This is a genomic window from Flavobacterium aquidurense (genome assembly GCF_002217195.1).
Taxonomy (GTDB): domain Bacteria; phylum Bacteroidota; class Bacteroidia; order Flavobacteriales; family Flavobacteriaceae; genus Flavobacterium; species Flavobacterium frigidimaris.
Map to the genome: position 1 here is coordinate 62,725 of NZ_MUGR01000011.1, position 18,150 is coordinate 80,874.

Below are 18,150 nucleotides of genomic sequence, written 5' to 3' on the forward strand. Positions count from 1 at the left end.
AATGACAAGATTGCGGATAAACAAATGTGTATTCATAAAAAAAGGAAATCTTTCGATTTCCTTTTTTTATTATGTGTTTAATTTAAATTCTTTACTTTACTATCATCAATATTATATTTCTTAATTACAGCATTGTAATCTGAATAATCTTCTTTATTAATAGATTTTCCTGAAAATGCAGTATCACCAGGAACAATAACAATTCTAAAAGTCTGATTATCTAAATAATCCGGAGTCAATTCCAAATCATAATTACCCTCAGCATATATTATAAAATGTTCGTTACTAAATTCAAAATCATAGCTTAATCTTCCTTGCGAAAGATATATAATTTTGGGTATTTGTTCCCAAATTGGAGCATTAGTTGAAGTGATCGTGCCAATTTTTCTATAAATTAAAATAACATCATTCTTATAAATTGCAGGATTTAGCGCTCTATTAATATTAAATCCATCTTGAGCATTATAATCAAAATTAACGTTGTTAAGCTGAAAAACTTCACTAATTGTATCATAATCTACATCATCATCATTTGAGCATCCCGAAAATGCGAACAGTCCAACGACTGCGAAAAGTGTAAGTATCTTTTTCATGGTATTTGTGGTATTAATTGTTTTTAGAATACATTATATATATAAAGATATTCCAAAAATCAAACCAAAAAAAGAATTTTGCTAAATTCTTATTAGAATTTTCTTTTATTTTTTTGCAACCTGCTGATTTTTAAGCAATATTTTATTGAAAAACAATACATGATACGGCAATGAATTCTCCCAATAATCCCAGGTATGTGCTCCGGGACGTTCAGTATAATCGTGATCTACTTTGTTATAAACCAATCTTCGGTGTAGTTCTCTGTTGGGTTCTATCAAAAAATCATCAACGCCACAATCTATAATCAATGGTAGTTTATTGGCTTTTAGCTTATCTAACATATTCATAACAGCGTATGGTGCATACATTTCTGAGTTGCCGCTTTTATCCCCAAAAACGGGCTGCATGAGTTTTACTACCTGAGCAGATGATTCACGATTGAGCATGGTACTCATGTCTACTGCCCCACTCATGCTTCCGGCAGCACAAAACAATTCAGGATGTTTGGCAGATAAATACAAAGCACCGTGACCTCCCATTGAAAGCCCTGTTATTACTCTTCCGTTTCTGTTGCTTATCGTTCTATAGGTTTTATCTACTTTCTGAATAACTTCCTGCGTTACGAATGTTTCAAACTGACTTCCTTTATTTACCGGACTGTCCAGATAAAAACTAAAGGTCTCGCCTTCCGGCATTACGATGATAATATTATACTGATCAGATAGATTCTGAACTAATTTTTTGTTGGGTGTACTTTTTAGCCAATCGCCAAAATGACCATACGCACCATGTAATAAGTACATCACCGGAAATGCCGATTTGCTTTTTGCATATGAATTGGGCAATACGACAGCAGCTTTGTAGGTTTTGCTCATCGATGCACTCGGAACTTGCAGAGTATCTACTTTGGCCGCGTAACTCATTGATGAAACGCATAAAAGAACAGCAAAGACAAAGAATTTAAAGTTTTTCATATTTATATTTTTTTCTGATTAGGGATTGTAAATATACTTTTTTATACAATATATCATATGAAAAATCCGACTGGTTTTTGAGTAGTATGATTATGTTTTTAGGTATTTTAATAATTAAAAAGATTCTATTTCACACAGATTAAAAAAAGATTTAAGCAGATGCACACAAATTTTTTAATTTTAAATCTAAATAAAATCTGCCTAAATCTGCAGAATCTGCGTGAAACAAAAATTCGCGCAATCTGTGGCAAAAAAATAACAATAAAAAAAATCCACGATAACCCGTTTAATCCGCTAAACCCGTGGCCCATCACATCGTAAAACAAAAAAACCATTCGCCGCAACGAATGGTTTTAATTGAATTAGATTTTATTTTCCTACCAGATGACTACTCGTAAACTATCCGGCTGATACATTTTGTCTCCTTTTTTGACATTGAATGCCTTATGAAATTCCGGAATATTACTCAATGGTCCGTTGACCCTGAATTGCTCCGGTGCATGAACATCCGTCATGATCTGATTGATTTTGGACTCATCTCTTCTGTTGACCATCCAGGAATAAGCATAAGCAAGAAAATAACGCTGCTCCGGAGTCAGACCGTTAATTTTTTCCTTTTTCTTAAACTGCTCCGTTTTTTCGAATGCTTCGTAACCCATGATAACTCCGCCTAAGTCAGCAATGTTTTCGCCTTGGGTAGCGTCACCGTTTACCTGTTTTCCTAAAATAGAATATTTGTTATACTGATCTACAATCAATTGTGTTTTTGCCTTGAATTTCTTTAAATCTTCTGCTGTCCACCAATTGTTTAGGTTTCCTTTTTCATCATATTGACTTCCCTGATCATCAAAACCATGCGTGATTTCATGTCCAAAGAAAGAACCGCCTAATATTCCGTACAAAATAGCATCGTCCGGCATACGCCCTTCATAACCCGGAACAATAATATTACAAGCCGGAATCACGATTTCGTTGTTGCTGGGATTGTAATACGCATTATATGTCTGTGGATGCATAACCCATTCGTTTCTGTCTACCGGTTTTCCATATTTATGAATCATATCATTATATTCCCAAATATTGCCTTTCATCACATTCTCACAATATGATTTTCTGTCTATAGCAAGTTGGCTCATATCCTTCCATTTATCCGGATACCCCAATTTCATGACCATTTTACTCAGCTTGTACAATGCTTTTTGCTTGGTAGGTTCACTCATCCAGTCTAACTTCTTGATGTGCGAAGCAAATACATCACGAATATTGTTTCCTATTTCCTGTAATTTTTCTTTTACTCCTTTTGGCATATAATCCGCCACATAAACCTGACCTATTAATTCGCCTAAAGATTCATTTGTTTGTCCTACTACTCTCTTCCAACGTGGTTTTTGAGTTGTCACGCCATTCATTGTTGTCGAATAGAATTTAAAATCTTCTTTTTCGATAGCAGCAGTCAGATAAGGCGCATAAGCACTTACAAGATTCCACTTCAGATAGGTTTTCCAGTCTTCGATTGTATATTTTTTGATCGTCGTATTCAATGCTTTAAAAAATTCCGGCTGCCCCACAATAACCGAATCGGCTTTTGCAATCCCTAAAACCGGTAATACTTTTTTCCAGTCGATATCCGGTGTAATAGCATTGAATTGATCAACGGTAAGTTTATTGTAATTTTTGACAGGATCACGAAGATCTTCTAATTTTCGGGATGCTTTTGCCAGTTCTGTTTCGAATTTCATTACCGTTTGGGCATTTTTTGCCGCAACAGACTGCTCTTCTCCCATAAACTGCATCATCGTTTTAAGATGTGACAAATAAGCAGAACGTATTTCGACAGTTCGTTTATCAGAATCGAGATAGTAATCTCTTTGTTTCATTCCTAAACCGCCTTGCCCAAGAAACAACGCATATTTAGTACTGATTTTATCATCCTGTGAAACATAAAACGTAAAAGCCGGATCTGCCCCTATAGTTTGCAAATGTGCAATTGTAGTAACCAGTCCCTGAACATCTTTAATTTCACTGATTTTTTTTATTTCGGTATTTAGCGGAGACAAACCAGCTTTTTCGATGGCAAGCGTATCCATTCCTGAAGCATAAAAATCGCCAATCTTTTGTTTGTTACTTCCTTTTGCTACTGATTCGTCTTTAGCGGCATTCTCGCAGATACTTTTAATTTGTCCATTAATAGTATCCATAACAATTCTCATTATTCCGTTATTGCTGTCCGTTTTGGGAATAGGATTTTTTTTGAACCATCCATTATTCGCATAATTAAAAAAATCATCCGCAGGATTTACTGTTGTGTCGCGGTTAGTAATTAAGGGATCTGAAAATGCTACATCTTTTTTATTGCAGCTCAAAAAGGTCATTCCGATAAAGAGGAACGTAAGAGGTTTTCTAAATAAATTCATTCAGTTATAAATTTGGTGATGGGTTAAATCTATTCTTGGTACACTTGTTATAATTTGAAGATAACCAGCATGTAAATATAATTTTTATAACAATAAGAAATAGTAAAAAAATTCAAATTTTAAAATCCAAATTTCAAATAGTAAAGCTTCAACTTCACTAAGGAACAAGATAATAAATGATTTTTCAAAAAAAGTTGGCCACAAATTACACGAATTAGCGCGAATTTTTTCTAAGCAAAATGAGAATACTAATTCAATTCGTGACTGAAAAAAAATCCTGAAGCTTCTTTAGAAGTTTCAGGATTTACAGCCGGACAAAAGGTCTTTAGCTAATAATTATTTTGTGTTCGTGACGGTATTGCGAAGCGCTTTTACCGGTGTATTGTTTAAAGGATTTACTAAAGTGACTGAAATTATTAAAACCGCTTTCGTAACATACTTCATTAATACTAATAGGTTTTTCTGCCAATAGTTTTGAGGCGTGTACCAAACGGTATTCATTTACGAACTCTGTAAAAGTTTTATTCGAAATCTTCTTGAAATAACGGCAAAAAGATGGTGTAGTCATACTTACCAGACTCGAAACCTCATCGATAGCGATTGATTCCTGAAAGTGATCTTTGACATAATTAAAGATTACATTGATACGGTCATTGTCCTGCGTTTGTAATTCTAATGAAAAACCATCAGCATTAAGCACCGTATAATCTTTAGAAGAATCAAGTTCGTCAAGAATACTCAAAAGCGTAAGCAAACGTTCAAACGGAAGTTGATTTTCCATCATTTCGATTTTCTTACCGATCTGTTTTTTAGTTTCTCCTCCAAAAGCGATTCCGCCTTTAGCCTGACTCAAAATATTTTGAACCTTTCTCATTTCGGGAGCAACAAAAAAATCATTCCCTAAAAACTCCGGTTTAATATGAATAACGGTTTCGGTTGTGTTTCCCGTTTGTTCATTCGTAAAACCACAATGTGGCAAATTAGCACCTATCAGTATCAAACTCCCATTGGTATAATAAGAAACGTGGCTTCCTATTTGTCTTTTCCCTGCCCCACCATTTATATAAACCAACTCAATCTCTGGATGATAATGCCATAAATGAGCTTTACTGTTGGTCTTTTCGGCGTGCTTTGTGTAGGTAAAAGAACTTCCGTATGAATTCGATATCACTTCAAGAGCTGGGGCAATTGTCTTCATGATAAAATCTTTAAAAAATAATAGCAAATTTAACAAAATCGCTTAATATAATTTAAAAATTAACCTATAACGGTTTCGTAAATACAGATTTCGCATCAAAATCCCAAAAAACCGAATATTCAAATTACAGTAATCGGGCTATATTTTTAAGTACCCGTATTTTTACTCCTAATTTTTTTAATATATCCTATTTAATCCAGTCCTTTTATACACAAATCCTATTTCAGTAAGAATATACTTCATTTTATACAAATGTTAATTTTTACAAATCATTAAAAAATAACAACCTAATTAACAAAAACACCTAATATAATTCAAAAATTAACCTATAACGGTTTCGTAAATGAGAATATAGCATATAAATTGGAAAATACAGTTGTGAAAAAATCACAGCTGTCGGAGTAATTTAGCATCAGAAAATTAGAACTAATAATTTAAAACGAAGCGCTATGAAAAAGATATTAAAATTAAGTATAGTATGTGCAGTACTTTTTACAGGAATGAGCACTTATGCAATTGATGGAAATGATAATGGAAATGCAGATTTTAACCTACACGTATTAAAAGCCAATGGAAAGCTTATTACGTTTGCTCTAAATCAGGTAAAAAAAGCAAGCATCAGCATTTATGATAAAAACAACAGTTTGATCTATTCTGAGAATGCTACCGGTAAAGAAGGAATCCTAAGAACTTTTAGCTTAGAAGAACTTCCTGCAGGAACTTACTTCTTAGAAGTTGAAGACAGTGCAAAAAAAGTGAGACACGAAATTACAATTACTGATGATCAGTCTGTATTATCATCAAAAGCAGTTTCGTCAGCATATAAAGCAGGTTTCTCTGCTCAAAATTCAAGCGTAGCAGTACGCTAAAAAAGTTTATACTCTCATAAAGTATAAAAATGAGGTTAGATAGTTAGTAAAGTTAAAAACGTGATTGTTTTGAAACAGCTCTTTGTGGTTATTGAGCTGTTTTTTTTGTGCTATATTTTAATTTTGGTTTAACCGCAAGGAGCGCTAAGATTTACGCAAAGTTCGCAAAGTTTATAATTATTAAGCTTTGCGAACTTTGCGTTTATGTAAAACCTTGCTTATAAAAAGACCTTTGCGCCCCTTGCGGTTAAACCTCATTTCAAACATACTTTTGTAAGAAATACAGATAAATTTACATTATATTAATTTAAACAAAACATTAAAAAATAATAGCCATATTAACAAAAACGATAGAAATAATTCAAAAATTAACCTATAACGGTTTCGTAAATGAGAATACAGCATCGAAATTGGAAAATAGAGTTGTGCTAAAAAATGCATATCCGAAGTAATTTAGCATCAGAGAATTAGAACTATTAATCTAAAAACAAATGTCATGAAAAAGATTTTAAAATTAAGTTTAGTATGTGCGGTACTTTTTTCAGGAATGAGTACTTATGCAATTGACGGGAATGAAGATTTTAATCTTCATGTATTAAAAGCTAATGGAAAGCTAATTACGTTTGCCCTTAATAAAGTGCAAAAAGCCAACCTTGCTATTTATGATAAAGATGGTACTTTGATCTATTCTGAAAGTGCTTCTGGTAAAGAAGGAATTTTGAGAACTTTTAGTTTAGAAGAATTTCCAGCCGGAACTTACTTCCTGGAAATTGAAGATAATGTAAAAAAAGTGAGACATGAAATTACAATTACTGATGATGCAACTTCATTATCAAGAAAAGCAGTTTCATCAGTTTATAAAGCAGGATTTTCTGCTAAAAATACAGGCGTAGCAGTACGCTAAAAAGTTATACTGCATACAGTATAAAATGAGGTTAGATAGTTAGTAAAGTATAAAACGGGAAATCGTTTTTTAAACAGCTCTTTGTGGTTATTGAGCTGTTTTTTTATGCCCTTTTTTTTCCTGAAAATTTTTTCGGTTTCATTTTTAGAAAACTATTCTTAATAAATCTAAGAATCTGGTTTTTAAACCATTAAAAAAATACGCAGAAAAAAATCCAAAAGTCCAGTAATTACGTACATAGTTCAGCCAAAACACCGAAACATCTTTGATTCAGCAATTTAAGCACTGAAAAAAGTGATTTTTTTGCATAAAATTAAATTTCTATTTGTAGTTTTGAGCGTTCCACAAACAGTAATTAACAATTAAAAAAAACATGACAAATTTTATTAAAATGGGCTTAGTTGTGGCCGTATTTTTTACAACAATCTTTACTTATGCAAAGGAGGGAAAAGGGGATTATATTTTGAATATAAAAACCGGAAACGGAAAAGTAATTAGCATTACTTTGAACAACCTTGAGAAATCAGTTTATTCTATCTTCGACGAAAACCATAATTTAGTGTACACAGGAGAATCTGCTACAGACAAATTAGAGATTTCGAAAACTTTAAGTTTAGAGGCGTTTCCTGCCGGAACTTATACTTTAGAAGTAAACGAAAATGGTAAAGTTGCGAAACACGATATTGCTGTTTCTGCTAAAAAATCAAAAACTATTAAGCTTGACGAATCCGTAAACGAAAGTCCTTCGTTTCGTCGTTAATTGTTTTTTACATTAAAACTGAAAAGCATTCGCCGTGGCGAATGCTTTTTTTATGAATAGACTTTAGAAATATTATTTACGCTGAAGTAATTTTTCTAAATATTCGATTTTATCTTGTTCCGCTTTCAGCAAACGTTCGTAAAGTTTTTTATTTTCTTCGAAAGATTCAACTAACTTATCTAAAGGATTGAAAGTACACTGATTATTATTTCCAAAATGGCTATCATTTACAACTTCATTAAAAGTATTAAAATAGTTAATCATACCTTCTTCTGAAAAACTTTTAATAGCTTCAACCGTTACACCAAGCACTTTTGCTATTGCGATAAGTTTATCCTCATCGATAGTTTCGCTATTTTCTAAAATAGAAACCGCCTGCTGATTTGTCCCTAAAGCTTGTGCCAAAGCTTCCTGCTTCATATTTCGAAGTTCACGAATACGGCTAATTTTTCGCCCTATATGATTTGGTTTTGTAAATGTGCTCATAATTCAAAGATAATAATTTAGTGTGATAACCCGCAAAATGTAAAAAACATATTTCTAATGTAAGGAACACTAAAAAATGTTTTCATACAGAAAAATCTATTTCTTACTTCGCTGAGTTAAACAAAAGTACAATTTTTCTTATAATAAAATAATAAAAGTCTAATTGTAAAACTATTAATCACTAAAAAATATACGCCATGAAAACCAATGAAATGAAAACTTTAGAGAACCTCAGAAAATTAACTGCCAAATATTGCAATAAGCTGACCGCTGACCAAACAGGCACTCACACAGCTCAAATTAAGCTACTCAATTATTATGAACTTGGCTGTACCATTACCGAAATCATAAAACTATGTATTGTAGCCTTAGAACAAGAAGCACATCAAACCTCAACTACAATTAAATATTCGCCTATTAATGTCGCGCTCGTTTTAGAAATGGTCTTAGAAATGTTTCCTTTGGATGAATTTGAATTGATTACGGAAATTAATGAGGTGTTGGTTGGGGATTGAATTCTCTGCTCTCAATTTAAATATTCGCAATTGCTGTGCGAAGTCATCTGCTGGCGCGAGCGCAATGTCATTAAGTTAAGAAAAACAGCCGCAATACTGTACCGAATAAATCTCACGCAAAGTCGCCAAGCCGCCAAGTTTACGCCTAAAACCTTTGCGCTTTTGCGTCTTTGCGCGAAAAAGAATTAACCATTATTAGATCAAAAGTGCTTAACTTAATGACATTGCGCTCGCGCTAGTAAGAGAAAATTCAATTTCATCCACAAAAAAACCTCCCAAAATCTTGAGAGGTTTTTTCATAAATATAAAACAGTAAAATCTACATATTCCTTCTATACTGCCCGCCAACTTCAAACAACGCCGAAGTAATCTGCCCCAAAGAACAAACCTTTGTAGCTTCCATTAAATGGTCGAATAAGTTTTCGTTTTTAATGGCGGCTTCCTGTAGTTTGTTGAGATGCTCATTTACTTTTGCTTCGTGAAACTGGTGTAAGTTATCGAGCATCGTAATTTGGTATTGTTTTTCTTCTTCGGTGGCGCGAATTACTTCGGCCGGAATTACCGTTGGAGAACCTTTTGAACTTAGGAATGTGTTGACACCCACAATTGGGAAATCTCCATTATGTTTCAAGGTTTCGTAATACAAACTTTCTTCCTGAATTTTAGAACGTTGGTACATGGTTTCCATGGCACCCAAAACGCCGCCACGTTCTGTGATTCGGTCGAATTCTTGTAGAACGGCTGCTTCTACCAGATCCGTTAATTCTTCGATGATAAACGATCCCTGAATTGGGTTTTCGTTTTTCGCCAGACCTAATTCTTTATTGATAATCAACTGAATCGCCATTGCACGACGTACCGATTCTTCTGTTGGTGTTGTAATCGCTTCGTCGTAAGCATTGGTGTGCAATGAATTACAGTTGTCGTAAATCGCATACAAAGCCTGCAAAGTGGTTCTGATATCATTAAAATCAATTTCCTGAGCGTGTAACGAACGTCCGGAAGTCTGAATATGATATTTCAGCATTTGTGCTCTTTCGTTGGCTCCGTATTTGTTTTTCATGGCTTTTGCCCAAATTTTACGCGCCACACGACCAATAACCGAATATTCAGGATCAACTCCGTTCGAGAAAAAGAACGATAAGTTAGGTCCAAAATCGTTGATACTCATGCCGCGGCTCAAATAATATTCCACGTAAGTGAAACCATTAGAAAGCGTAAATGCCAATTGCGTAATTGGGTTCGCTCCTGCCTCGGCAATATGATATCCTGAAATCGAAACGGAATAAAAATTACGAACGTTTTTGGTAATAAAATATTCCTGAACGTCACCCATTAATCTCAGTGCAAATTCGGTTGAGAAAATACAGGTGTTTTGAGCCTGATCTTCTTTGAGAATATCGGCCTGAACCGTACCGCGAACTTGTGATAATGTTCTGGCTTTAATTTCATTATACACTTCCTGAGGTAAAACCTGATCTCCGGTAACACCCAAAAGCATTAAACCTAAACCATTGTTTCCTTCGGGTAAATCGCCTTGGTATTTAGGGCGTTCTGTTCCTTTTTCTTTGTATATTTTGTTGATTTTAGCTTCAACTTCTTTTTCTAAATTATTCTCCTTAATATAATACTCGCACTGCTGATCGATTGCGGCATTCATAAAGAAACCTAACAACATTGGCGCAGGCCCGTTGATGGTCATACTTACAGAGGTTAAAGCATGAACCAGATCGAAACCTGAATACAATTTTTTAGCATCGTCCAGACAACAAATCGAAACTCCGGCATTCCCGATTTTTCCGTAAATATCCGGTCGAATATCCGGATCGTTTCCGTATAATGTCACACTGTCAAAAGCAGTTGAAAGTCGTTTTGCCGGCAATCCTGCGCTCACATAATGAAAACGTTTGTTGGTTCTTTCCGGTCCGCCTTCTCCCGCAAACATTCTCGACGGATCTTCGCCTTCACGCTTAAACGGATATAATCCCGAAGCAAACGGAAATTCTCCCGGAACATTTTCCTGTAAATTCCAACGTAAAATATCGCCCCAGGCTTCGTATTTAGGCAAAGCTATTTTTGGGATTTGTAAATGTGATAAACTTTCGGTGTGCGTCGCGATTTTGATTTCTTTATCACGCACTTTAAACGTATAAACCGGGTTTTTGTATTTGTTTACTTTCTCTGCCCAACTTAGGATAATTTCCCAGTTGTAGGGATCTAAATCCATTTTTACTTTATCAAACTGATTTAGTAAAAGGTTTAAGAAAATTCTGTTTTCGTCATGTTCCTGAATACCGCTTGGTAAAACAGTTGAGTCATCAATTCCTGCTTTATTGATTTGAGGAACTTTCCCAGAAACAGATTCTATGGTTTTAAATATTCCGTATAATTTCTGCGCTACTTTTTGCTGCGAAAGGGCACTTTCGTCATACAATCTGTTGTTCTCTGCAATTTCAGATAAATAACGGGTTCTGTGCGGCGGAATCACGAAGATTTTCTCGCTCATTTCGCGCGTAATTTCAAAAGTCGATTTTAGTTCTGAATCTGTTTTTTCGACAATTTTATCCATAATCGCTTTATAGAGCGTGTTCATTCCAGGATCGTTAAACTGCGAAGCAATAGTTCCGAAAACCGGCATGTCGTCCGGATTTTTATCCCATAAATTATGATTGCGCTGGTATTGTTTCTTTACGTCACGAATGGCGTCAAGTGCGCCTCTTTTATCAAACTTGTTTAAAGCTACCAAATCAGCAAAATCAAGCATGTCGATTTTCTCTAATTGCGTTGCAGCTCCAAACTCAGGCGTCATTACATATAACGAAACATCAGAGTGATCCATAATCTCGGTATCTGATTGTCCGATTCCGGAAGTTTCCAAAATAATCAAATCGTATTTTGCGGCTTTTAAAACCTGAATCGCTTCGGCTACATATTTAGATAATGCCAAATTCGACTGACGTGTTGCCAGTGAACGCATATAAACACGAGGATTATTAATGGCATTCATACGGATTCTGTCTCCCAAAAGTGCTCCCCCTGTTTTACGTTTCGAAGGATCGACAGAAATTAATCCGATTGTTTTTTCAGGGAAATCAATTAAAAAACGACGAACCAATTCATCTACCAAGGATGATTTTCCGGCTCCACCCGTTCCTGTAATTCCAAGAACTGGTGCCCCCCCCGCCCCCGATGGGGGAGCTAATGATGAATGCGGAAATGCTTTGTAAAATTCATCAGGATTATTTTCGGCTAATGAAATTAATCTGGCAATAGTATTTACCTCTTTAGACAGCAAATTATTTACAATTCCGGAAACTCCCCCTTCGGGGGCTGGGGGGTTGTAATCAGAACGTTCTACCAAATCGTTGATCATTCCCTGAAGACCTAAAGAACGGCCATCATCAGGAGAATAAATCCTTGTAATACCATATTCATGCAATTCTGAAATTTCGCTTGGCAGGATTACTCCGCCTCCACCGCCAAAAATCTTGATATGCCCGGCTCCTTTTTCATGAAGCAAGTCATACATATATTTAAAGTATTCATTATGTCCGCCCTGATATGAGGTCATTGCAATCGCATTTGCATCTTCCTGAATGGCAGTATTCACTACTTCTTCGACGCTGCGATCGTGACCTAAATGAATCACCTCTACTCCGGTTGACTGAATTATACGACGCATGATATTGATCGCTGCATCATGTCCGTCAAAAAGAGATGCTGCTGTAACAATTCTTACTTTATTTTTAGGAATATATGGTATTTGTTGCTCCATTTTATGAATATGATAATTTTAAGGGAGCAATTTACAAAATATTTTAATATTTGGTTATTGTTATGGCTTTATGTTAACAAAAAAAATAAATGTTTTTTCGCATTCATAGGGTAACAATTTAATCGCTTATTTGATTTATCAATATAACCATGAAAGACATGGCAATTTTAGAACATTTAAATAAAATATAACAACTTGTTTTCCAACACCATAAAGTAATTTAGCATGGTAGAAAAGCCCCAAATTTTTACCCAAAACTTTTACCTTAAATAGTAAACGTAAAAATTTAAAAAAATGAAAACATTATATCCAATCACCCTAATTTTAAGCTTGAGTTTTTTTGTATCTTCTTTTAACACAACTGAAAACGACTTTGTTTCCTCTAAAAAAACTGCAACTGCTGCACCTGTTTACAATTCAGATTCTGATAATGTAGACGCACTTTCAAATGACTTTTTTAAAAGATATTCGGATTTAAAAAAATACAAATCTGACGTAATGTCTTTATACAAAAACAGAGCTTTGGGAACTATTTGGTTTGATGAAGAAGATATCAATGAATTTGGTTCTGTATTGTATGAAAAAGCAAAAAAAACTAATGACTTAGTGATTCCTTATCAAAAAGAAATTGATGATCTTTTTTCTACCTCAGCAACAAAGCTTTCTAAAACAGATGCTGATATGCTTTTAAGTTCATTATATATTGCTTACGCCAAAAAAAGTAATTCAGATACGAAGAAAAAAGTATCTTATGATGCCATGCTGAAAGATTTTCTAAACTACAGCACAATCGAAGAAGCAACTGCTTCTACTAACACCGCAGATGTAGCAGATATAAAAGTAGCATACGACCAATATTATAAATTACAGGACGTTCTGAAAAAATATAAAAAAATCGACCGATCAAATAAATGGAAAGCGATTGTTCCGGAAGAAACACCTTATAAAGATTTACGCCCGGATGCTGTTTCGAACACAATTGCTCAGGTTAGAACCAGATTGTATTTATTAGGCGATCTAAAACATGATTCTAAAAGCGATGTTTACGATCGTGAATTGATGGATGCTGTTATGAAATATAAAGTGCGTAACGGTTTTAAACCCAACTATATTTTAGCCGAAGAACATATTAAGGAAATGAATGTGCCAATTGCTGATAAAATGGAAACATTGAAACTTAATATGGAAAGATGTCGTGCTATTTCGGCCCAGATTGCGGCCAGCGATGAATATGTTTTAGTAAACGTTCCTTCGTATGAATTAATTTATGTAAAAAACGGAAACGTACAGATGACCTCAAGTGTATTTGTTGGTGCGCCATTAACCAAAACAACGATTTTTAACGGTGAAATTGACAGAATCGTTTTCAGCCCTTACTGGACTGTGCCACAAAGTATCGTAAACAACGAATTGAAAGGTAAAATAGCTGAAAATAAAAATTATCTTGCCGAAAAAAATATGGAAATAGTAAATGGTCAGGTAAGACAAAAACCGGGTCCGGACAATTCTTTAGGATTGGTAAAATTTATGTTTCCAAATCCTGATGATATTTATATGCACGATACACCGTCTAAAACTTTATTCGATTTCGAAAAAAGAACTTTCAGCCATGGTTGTATCAACGTAAAAATGGCAAAAGAGTTAGCCGTTGCCATGCTTAAAGATTATCCGGAATGGACTCCCGCTAAAATAGATAAAGCTATGGAGGGTAAAACAGAAAACAGTTTTAAACTAGCCAAAAAAGTACCTATTTACATTACGTACTTTACTTCACTGGTAAACGAAAATGGTGAGATTGGTTTCTTTCAGGATGTTTATGAGAAAGACAATGAATTGAATAAAGCTCTTTCTCCTCAAACAGAAATAGTAGCTAATTAATACCTTTAGATTACAATATTTTATGGCTTGCTTCTTTACTGAAGTAAGCCATTTTTTTTTAAAACTTTTACTTATTCTGTTCTTTTCCGGAAAATGCATCATTTCTCTTACAAATTTACTTTTTACCTATTCCTTAACTTTTCTACTCAATTAACAGCGGATTACCCTAAAGTATCCTTTTTAGAACTTATTCGGGCATTAAATATTCTTAATTAGAAGAACCTTTGTGTTTTAGATCAAAAATTTAGAGATAAAAAGTAAAAAACATCCGGTATGAGAAAATTCGATTTAGAAGCATTTGAAAAACATAAAAAAGATAACAATACCTACTGCCGATACATTACAAAAAATACCAATGGCGACAATGTTGAAATTTTCCTTATCGAACATAAAGATTCTTATCAGCAAACAATTATTTATCTAAACACACCTATCAAACAAAGGTTTATGTATAATAAAAAAACGTTGACCCTTATAAAAGAAATGGAAAGTTTTTATGATTGCCTTATTGGTTTTCAAAGAGAATACAATGAGAAACAAGAGCTTATAAAAGAAATTAATAACGATGCTCCTTATAAATTCAGCTGGCAGGATTTGGTCAATAAAATGAAAATGGAATACAAAATAGACCTGATGAACGAAAACGAACAAATTAAAAATAATAGCCAGGTAACGGTTTTATCAAGAAATCCCCAGACAATGATTTATTCTATTACTATGCCATGCCAGTTTACCCCGCACGGAGTCATGGAAGAAAAATTCGAGATCGATGCCATGACAGGAAAGACGATTTACCATGTTGGAAGTCAAAGAAAAAAATATTCTAATTATTTATAAAATTATATTTAATAAACTACAGAGTTCAATCTAAAAATTCATTTGTATTTTAATTTAAAGTATCTTTCTATCTTTAAACCTGAATCTAAAATAAAATCTATTTATGGAAGACGATTATGTTGAAGTTAGGAAAAGCTGGTGGGAAAGAAACTGGAAATGGTTTGTACCAACCGGATGTGTAAGCCTTTTATTGATTTTTGTGTTGTTTATAGCCAGTATTTTCTTTGGCGTTACTTCTATGATGACAAATTCTGATGTTTATAAAGAAGCCATGATCAAAGCAAATCTCAATAAAGTGGTAACTGAAAAACTAGGAAGTCCGATTGAAGATGACGGAATGACTTCCGGAAGTATCAACACAACCAACGGCGATCGCGGAAGCTGTAATTTACAAATTCCGATAAAAGGACCTAAAGGACAAGCGACCTTATTTGTTGTGGCAGAGAAAAAAGGCACCTGGCAATACAGTGAAATGACCGTTGTCATAAAAACCACAAAAGAAGAGATTGATTTACTCAAAAAATAATTACATATAAATTCAGGCAGATTTCTTTAATTAGGTTTCTGCCTTTTTTATTGATAAAGTGATACGAGATATAGTATCTTTATGGGCAACAAATTTTTCAAATTCCAATTATGAATATTCGCCTGACTGTTTTATTATTTCTTTTTAATTTTTGTCCTTCCGTATTTTCTCAAACAAAAACGATCACTCCTACAACAGTAAACCAATCCACTACAGCGATGGCCGCTCAGGATATTTATATAAAAATATTATGGCTGGACCAAAATGGTGGTCTTCAACTCAATACAAACTACATCAAAACATTAACAGATCAGCAACGCGCCGCTTTAGGTTACATTGCAACGGATGTTAGTAATGAATGTTATTGGGATGGAGATAAAAAAGCAGATGAAAGTAATTTAAAATGTAAGTTGCTGTCCGCGCTTAATTTAGGTTATCAATGCTCTGACAAACATTTATCTTTTCTAAAAAAATGGTTTAGTGAAGATCATAAAGTTTTGGAAAGGCTGCAATATTGTCAAAAAACAGAATCCTCGGCAAAAATTCAGGATCGTTTTTCTGAAATAAAAATGATTACTGACAAAGATACCATCAAAATTATCTACAGTGCAATTGGTGAAGATTCAGAGAAACAAAAAACATGGAGATGGCAGGAAGAATCTACTTATTCTTTTACGAAAACTGGAATCAAACAAATCAACCGTAAAAATATTAACGGTGAGTACAACTAGAATTATCCGCACAAGCCAACAACAAATGAAGTTATTCTTTTTATGTCTTAGTTTGCTGCAATGCATTTTAGCAACTGCGCAATCTGACTCTCAATATCACGCTTATACCAGCAAAATAAAACAATTCTCAATACCGTCAAGAATTTTATACAAACACATTGATGCAACCGGAAATGGTTCAATAGAATTTACAAATGCCAAAAAACAAATACTGCGTTTTAGAATACTAAATCAAAAATTACAAATACAGCATGGCGGAGTTGCCTATCAGCTTTTTTATTACACGAACAATTATTTGCAAAGAATTGAATCATTTGATGCTGATGGAAATTTAGCAGGAGAAAGAGAATCAAAAAATGAAGCGGGAATAGCATTTATTATCGAAAAACCGAATTTATATTTAAAGAAAAAGAAGCTAATCGATGCTGCAGAAGGTAATATTGATTTGAAAGATGATACCAACGAAAAAATAATACGAGTAGAATTATTCGACGAGAATAATCTGCCTATAAGAGAATTTCAGCCTACTTATATTTCCAGCAAGATGTATTGGAATTATAATGTCAGAATGTATTGGCCGTAGCCTTAAGATTCTGATTTATTTAGATTATAAACTATTACCACTCGTTTTGTGTCAATTCGCTGACAGAGAGGTTACTTTTTATTTTATTAATGTTTGCTCACTAATTGCTCATAAGCGTCATAGAAATCAGCATTTTTAATTGAAAAATAACCATTTGCCCCTTCATTAAATTTATCCTGCGTAATTGCCCGAAGCTCTACAAATACTTGTTTGTCTTTATAAGTATATACATTCAGCCATTTAGATTCTTGTACAGCAGCGTTTTTATAATTTTCAAGCATAAAATCCTTTATTATTTCCTGATCTTCAAATGTTTTGATCTGAAATGCATAACCGGATAATTTTCCGTTATAAGATAATAATTCGATATGAAACGGTACGATGGTTTTAAACGTCCATGTTTTGTTATCAAAGCCATAAGAAAACATTTGCACATTCTCGAACATTTCGCCTTTTCTCACATTCGGAACTTCTTTCAGAAGATTTTCCAAATCTTCGTTTAACTTCAATTCGCTGAGATCAACTTTATTTTGGGCAAATGAAACCATACTTAATAATGTAAATAATATAATTATTGATTTTTTTGTTCTCATTTTACAACGTAATTAGTGATTTACTTTTTTAATCAATTTTCCGTACTGATCAAAATACTGCCAGGTGCCAATGGAATCAATTTCAGATTCATAAAGTTCATAATTGTTAAACTTCTCAATTGACTTGATTTTTCCATTTGGGTAATATTTCTTCTTTTCTATATATGCTTTAGACACAACATCATTATGATAATAAACAGACTGAATAATTTTTCCTTTCTGATCGTATAAATACCAGGTACCTATAAAAGTCCCTGTCGCAATATCTTTATTCTCATAATAGCCCTGATAACCTTTCTCTTTTATCGTACCATTTGGATAATAATTTTTTACCAAATGTTTGCTTTTAATAGCATTATTATTTTTTGGAGTGGTTTGTAAAGTACCTGAAAAAACCATCTGGGAAAACAAAATGCACAAAAACTGTAATGATCTGTAAAACCCATTTCCTGATGACCACTTGTTTAGCGGGGAGTTTCTCATAATTAAGGGATATTTTTAATTTAAAGAAGT

The 18,150-nt window shown here is 33.8% G+C and carries 17 protein-coding genes; 9 read left to right on the forward strand and 8 right to left on the reverse strand.

Annotated elements, in window-relative coordinates:
- Positions 1–77 precede the first annotated feature (77 nt).
- The 4 genes from B0A67_RS06860 to B0A67_RS06875 all read right to left on the reverse strand — a co-directional run bounded on the left by B0A67_RS06860 (position 78) and on the right by B0A67_RS06875 (position 5,180).
- Entirely contained in the window at positions 78–593 is a 516-nt protein-coding gene (locus B0A67_RS06860) for a hypothetical protein (RefSeq protein WP_072956313.1), read from the reverse strand.
- A 105-nt stretch (positions 594–698) separates the two neighbouring features.
- On the reverse strand, positions 699–1,568 hold the full coding sequence (locus tag B0A67_RS06865; protein ID WP_072956316.1) for an alpha/beta hydrolase: 870 nt from the start codon (positions 1,566–1,568) through the stop codon (positions 699–701).
- A 377-nt stretch (positions 1,569–1,945) separates the two neighbouring features.
- On the reverse strand, positions 1,946–3,982 hold the full coding sequence (locus tag B0A67_RS06870; RefSeq protein WP_072956319.1) for a M13 family metallopeptidase: 2,037 nt from the start codon (positions 3,980–3,982) through the stop codon (positions 1,946–1,948).
- Positions 3,983–4,307: 325 nt separating this feature from the next.
- Positions 4,308–5,180 (reverse strand): AraC family transcriptional regulator, encoded by an 873-nt coding sequence (locus B0A67_RS06875; RefSeq protein WP_072956323.1) that lies wholly within the window; start codon positions 5,178–5,180, stop codon positions 4,308–4,310.
- Between the two features lie 449 nt (positions 5,181–5,629).
- Between B0A67_RS06875 and B0A67_RS06880 the strand changes: the two genes are divergently transcribed.
- The 3 genes from B0A67_RS06880 to B0A67_RS06890 all read left to right on the forward strand — a co-directional run bounded on the left by B0A67_RS06880 (position 5,630) and on the right by B0A67_RS06890 (position 7,713).
- Positions 5,630–6,049 carry a secretion protein gene (locus B0A67_RS06880; protein WP_072956325.1) on the forward strand — a complete coding sequence of 140 codons (420 nt, stop codon included), beginning with the start codon at positions 5,630–5,632 and terminating at the stop codon, positions 6,047–6,049.
- Between the two features lie 496 nt (positions 6,050–6,545).
- Positions 6,546–6,953: a T9SS type A sorting domain-containing protein gene (locus B0A67_RS06885; protein ID WP_072956328.1), complete on the forward strand. Its 408-nt coding sequence runs from the start codon at positions 6,546–6,548 to the stop codon at positions 6,951–6,953.
- Between the two features lie 373 nt (positions 6,954–7,326).
- Entirely contained in the window at positions 7,327–7,713 is a 387-nt protein-coding gene (locus tag B0A67_RS06890; RefSeq protein WP_072956330.1) for a secretion protein, read from the forward strand.
- Between the two features lie 72 nt (positions 7,714–7,785).
- Here the strand turns inward: B0A67_RS06890 and B0A67_RS06895 are convergent, their stop codons facing one another.
- Entirely contained in the window at positions 7,786–8,199 is a 414-nt protein-coding gene (locus B0A67_RS06895; RefSeq protein WP_072956333.1) for a helix-turn-helix domain-containing protein, read from the reverse strand.
- Between the two features lie 197 nt (positions 8,200–8,396).
- Here B0A67_RS06895 and B0A67_RS06900 point away from each other — a divergent pair, with 197 nt between their 5' ends.
- Positions 8,397–8,714, forward strand: a complete 318-nt coding sequence (locus B0A67_RS06900) for a hypothetical protein (protein ID WP_072956336.1) — start codon at positions 8,397–8,399, stop codon at positions 8,712–8,714.
- 319 nt (positions 8,715–9,033) lie between these two features.
- On the opposite strand, the gene B0A67_RS06905 is transcribed toward B0A67_RS06900, so the two are convergent.
- Positions 9,034–12,489: a methylmalonyl-CoA mutase family protein gene (locus B0A67_RS06905; RefSeq protein ID WP_072956339.1), complete on the reverse strand. Its 3,456-nt coding sequence runs from the start codon at positions 12,487–12,489 to the stop codon at positions 9,034–9,036.
- 294 nt (positions 12,490–12,783) lie between these two features.
- Here B0A67_RS06905 and B0A67_RS06910 point away from each other — a divergent pair, with 294 nt between their 5' ends.
- The 5 genes from B0A67_RS06910 to B0A67_RS06930 all read left to right on the forward strand — a co-directional run bounded on the left by B0A67_RS06910 (position 12,784) and on the right by B0A67_RS06930 (position 17,044).
- Positions 12,784–14,367 carry a L,D-transpeptidase family protein gene (locus tag B0A67_RS06910; protein ID WP_072956343.1) on the forward strand — a complete coding sequence of 528 codons (1,584 nt, stop codon included), beginning with the start codon at positions 12,784–12,786 and terminating at the stop codon, positions 14,365–14,367.
- Between the two features lie 273 nt (positions 14,368–14,640).
- Complete coding sequence (locus tag B0A67_RS06915) at positions 14,641–15,204, forward strand: hypothetical protein (RefSeq protein WP_072956347.1); 564 nt, start codon at positions 14,641–14,643, stop codon at positions 15,202–15,204.
- A 103-nt stretch (positions 15,205–15,307) separates the two neighbouring features.
- Positions 15,308–15,730, forward strand: coding sequence for a cytochrome c oxidase assembly factor Coa1 family protein (locus B0A67_RS06920; protein ID WP_072956349.1), 423 nt, complete (start codon positions 15,308–15,310; stop codon positions 15,728–15,730).
- A gap of 110 nt (positions 15,731–15,840) precedes the next feature.
- A complete protein-coding gene (locus B0A67_RS06925) occupies positions 15,841–16,461 on the forward strand; it encodes a hypothetical protein (protein ID WP_072956352.1) in 621 nt (206 codons plus the stop codon).
- Positions 16,448–17,044 (forward strand): hypothetical protein, encoded by a 597-nt coding sequence (locus B0A67_RS06930; protein ID WP_242670936.1) that lies wholly within the window; start codon positions 16,448–16,450, stop codon positions 17,042–17,044. Before B0A67_RS06925 ends, B0A67_RS06930 begins: the two co-directional genes overlap by 14 nt.
- A gap of 86 nt (positions 17,045–17,130) precedes the next feature.
- Here B0A67_RS06930 and B0A67_RS06935 read toward each other — a convergent pair whose 3' ends face one another.
- Together B0A67_RS06935 and B0A67_RS06940 are read right to left on the reverse strand one after the other, a co-directional pair.
- Positions 17,131–17,637: a hypothetical protein gene (locus tag B0A67_RS06935; RefSeq protein WP_123887358.1), complete on the reverse strand. Its 507-nt coding sequence runs from the start codon at positions 17,635–17,637 to the stop codon at positions 17,131–17,133.
- A gap of 12 nt (positions 17,638–17,649) precedes the next feature.
- Positions 17,650–18,120, reverse strand: coding sequence for a toxin-antitoxin system YwqK family antitoxin (locus B0A67_RS06940; RefSeq protein ID WP_123887360.1), 471 nt, complete (start codon positions 18,118–18,120; stop codon positions 17,650–17,652).
- Positions 18,121–18,150: the final 30 nt, after the last annotated feature.

Excerpts from the sequence above, each read along its gene's own strand:
- B0A67_RS06860 (WP_072956313.1), bottom strand. The coding sequence starts at position 593 with ATGAAAAAGATACTTACACTTTTCGCAGTCGTTGGACTGTTCGCATTT.
- B0A67_RS06865 (WP_072956316.1), bottom strand. The coding sequence starts at position 1,568 with ATGAAAAACTTTAAATTCTTTGTCTTTGCTGTTCTTTTATGCGTTTCA.
- B0A67_RS06870 (WP_072956319.1), bottom strand. The coding sequence starts at position 3,982 with ATGAATTTATTTAGAAAACCTCTTACGTTCCTCTTTATCGGAATGACC.
- B0A67_RS06875 (WP_072956323.1), bottom strand. The coding sequence starts at position 5,180 with ATGAAGACAATTGCCCCAGCTCTTGAAGTGATATCGAATTCATACGGA.
- B0A67_RS06880 (WP_072956325.1), top strand. The coding sequence starts at position 5,630 with ATGAAAAAGATATTAAAATTAAGTATAGTATGTGCAGTACTTTTTACA.
- B0A67_RS06885 (WP_072956328.1), top strand. The coding sequence starts at position 6,546 with ATGAAAAAGATTTTAAAATTAAGTTTAGTATGTGCGGTACTTTTTTCA.
- B0A67_RS06890 (WP_072956330.1), top strand. The coding sequence starts at position 7,327 with ATGACAAATTTTATTAAAATGGGCTTAGTTGTGGCCGTATTTTTTACA.
- B0A67_RS06895 (WP_072956333.1), bottom strand. The coding sequence starts at position 8,199 with ATGAGCACATTTACAAAACCAAATCATATAGGGCGAAAAATTAGCCGT.
- B0A67_RS06900 (WP_072956336.1), top strand. The coding sequence starts at position 8,397 with ATGAAAACCAATGAAATGAAAACTTTAGAGAACCTCAGAAAATTAACT.
- B0A67_RS06905 (WP_072956339.1), bottom strand. The coding sequence starts at position 12,489 with ATGGAGCAACAAATACCATATATTCCTAAAAATAAAGTAAGAATTGTT.
- B0A67_RS06910 (WP_072956343.1), top strand. The coding sequence starts at position 12,784 with ATGAAAACATTATATCCAATCACCCTAATTTTAAGCTTGAGTTTTTTT.
- B0A67_RS06915 (WP_072956347.1), top strand. The coding sequence starts at position 14,641 with ATGAGAAAATTCGATTTAGAAGCATTTGAAAAACATAAAAAAGATAAC.
- B0A67_RS06920 (WP_072956349.1), top strand. The coding sequence starts at position 15,308 with ATGGAAGACGATTATGTTGAAGTTAGGAAAAGCTGGTGGGAAAGAAAC.
- B0A67_RS06925 (WP_072956352.1), top strand. The coding sequence starts at position 15,841 with ATGAATATTCGCCTGACTGTTTTATTATTTCTTTTTAATTTTTGTCCT.
- B0A67_RS06935 (WP_123887358.1), bottom strand. The coding sequence starts at position 17,637 with ATGAGAACAAAAAAATCAATAATTATATTATTTACATTATTAAGTATG.
- B0A67_RS06940 (WP_123887360.1), bottom strand. The coding sequence starts at position 18,120 with ATGAGAAACTCCCCGCTAAACAAGTGGTCATCAGGAAATGGGTTTTAC.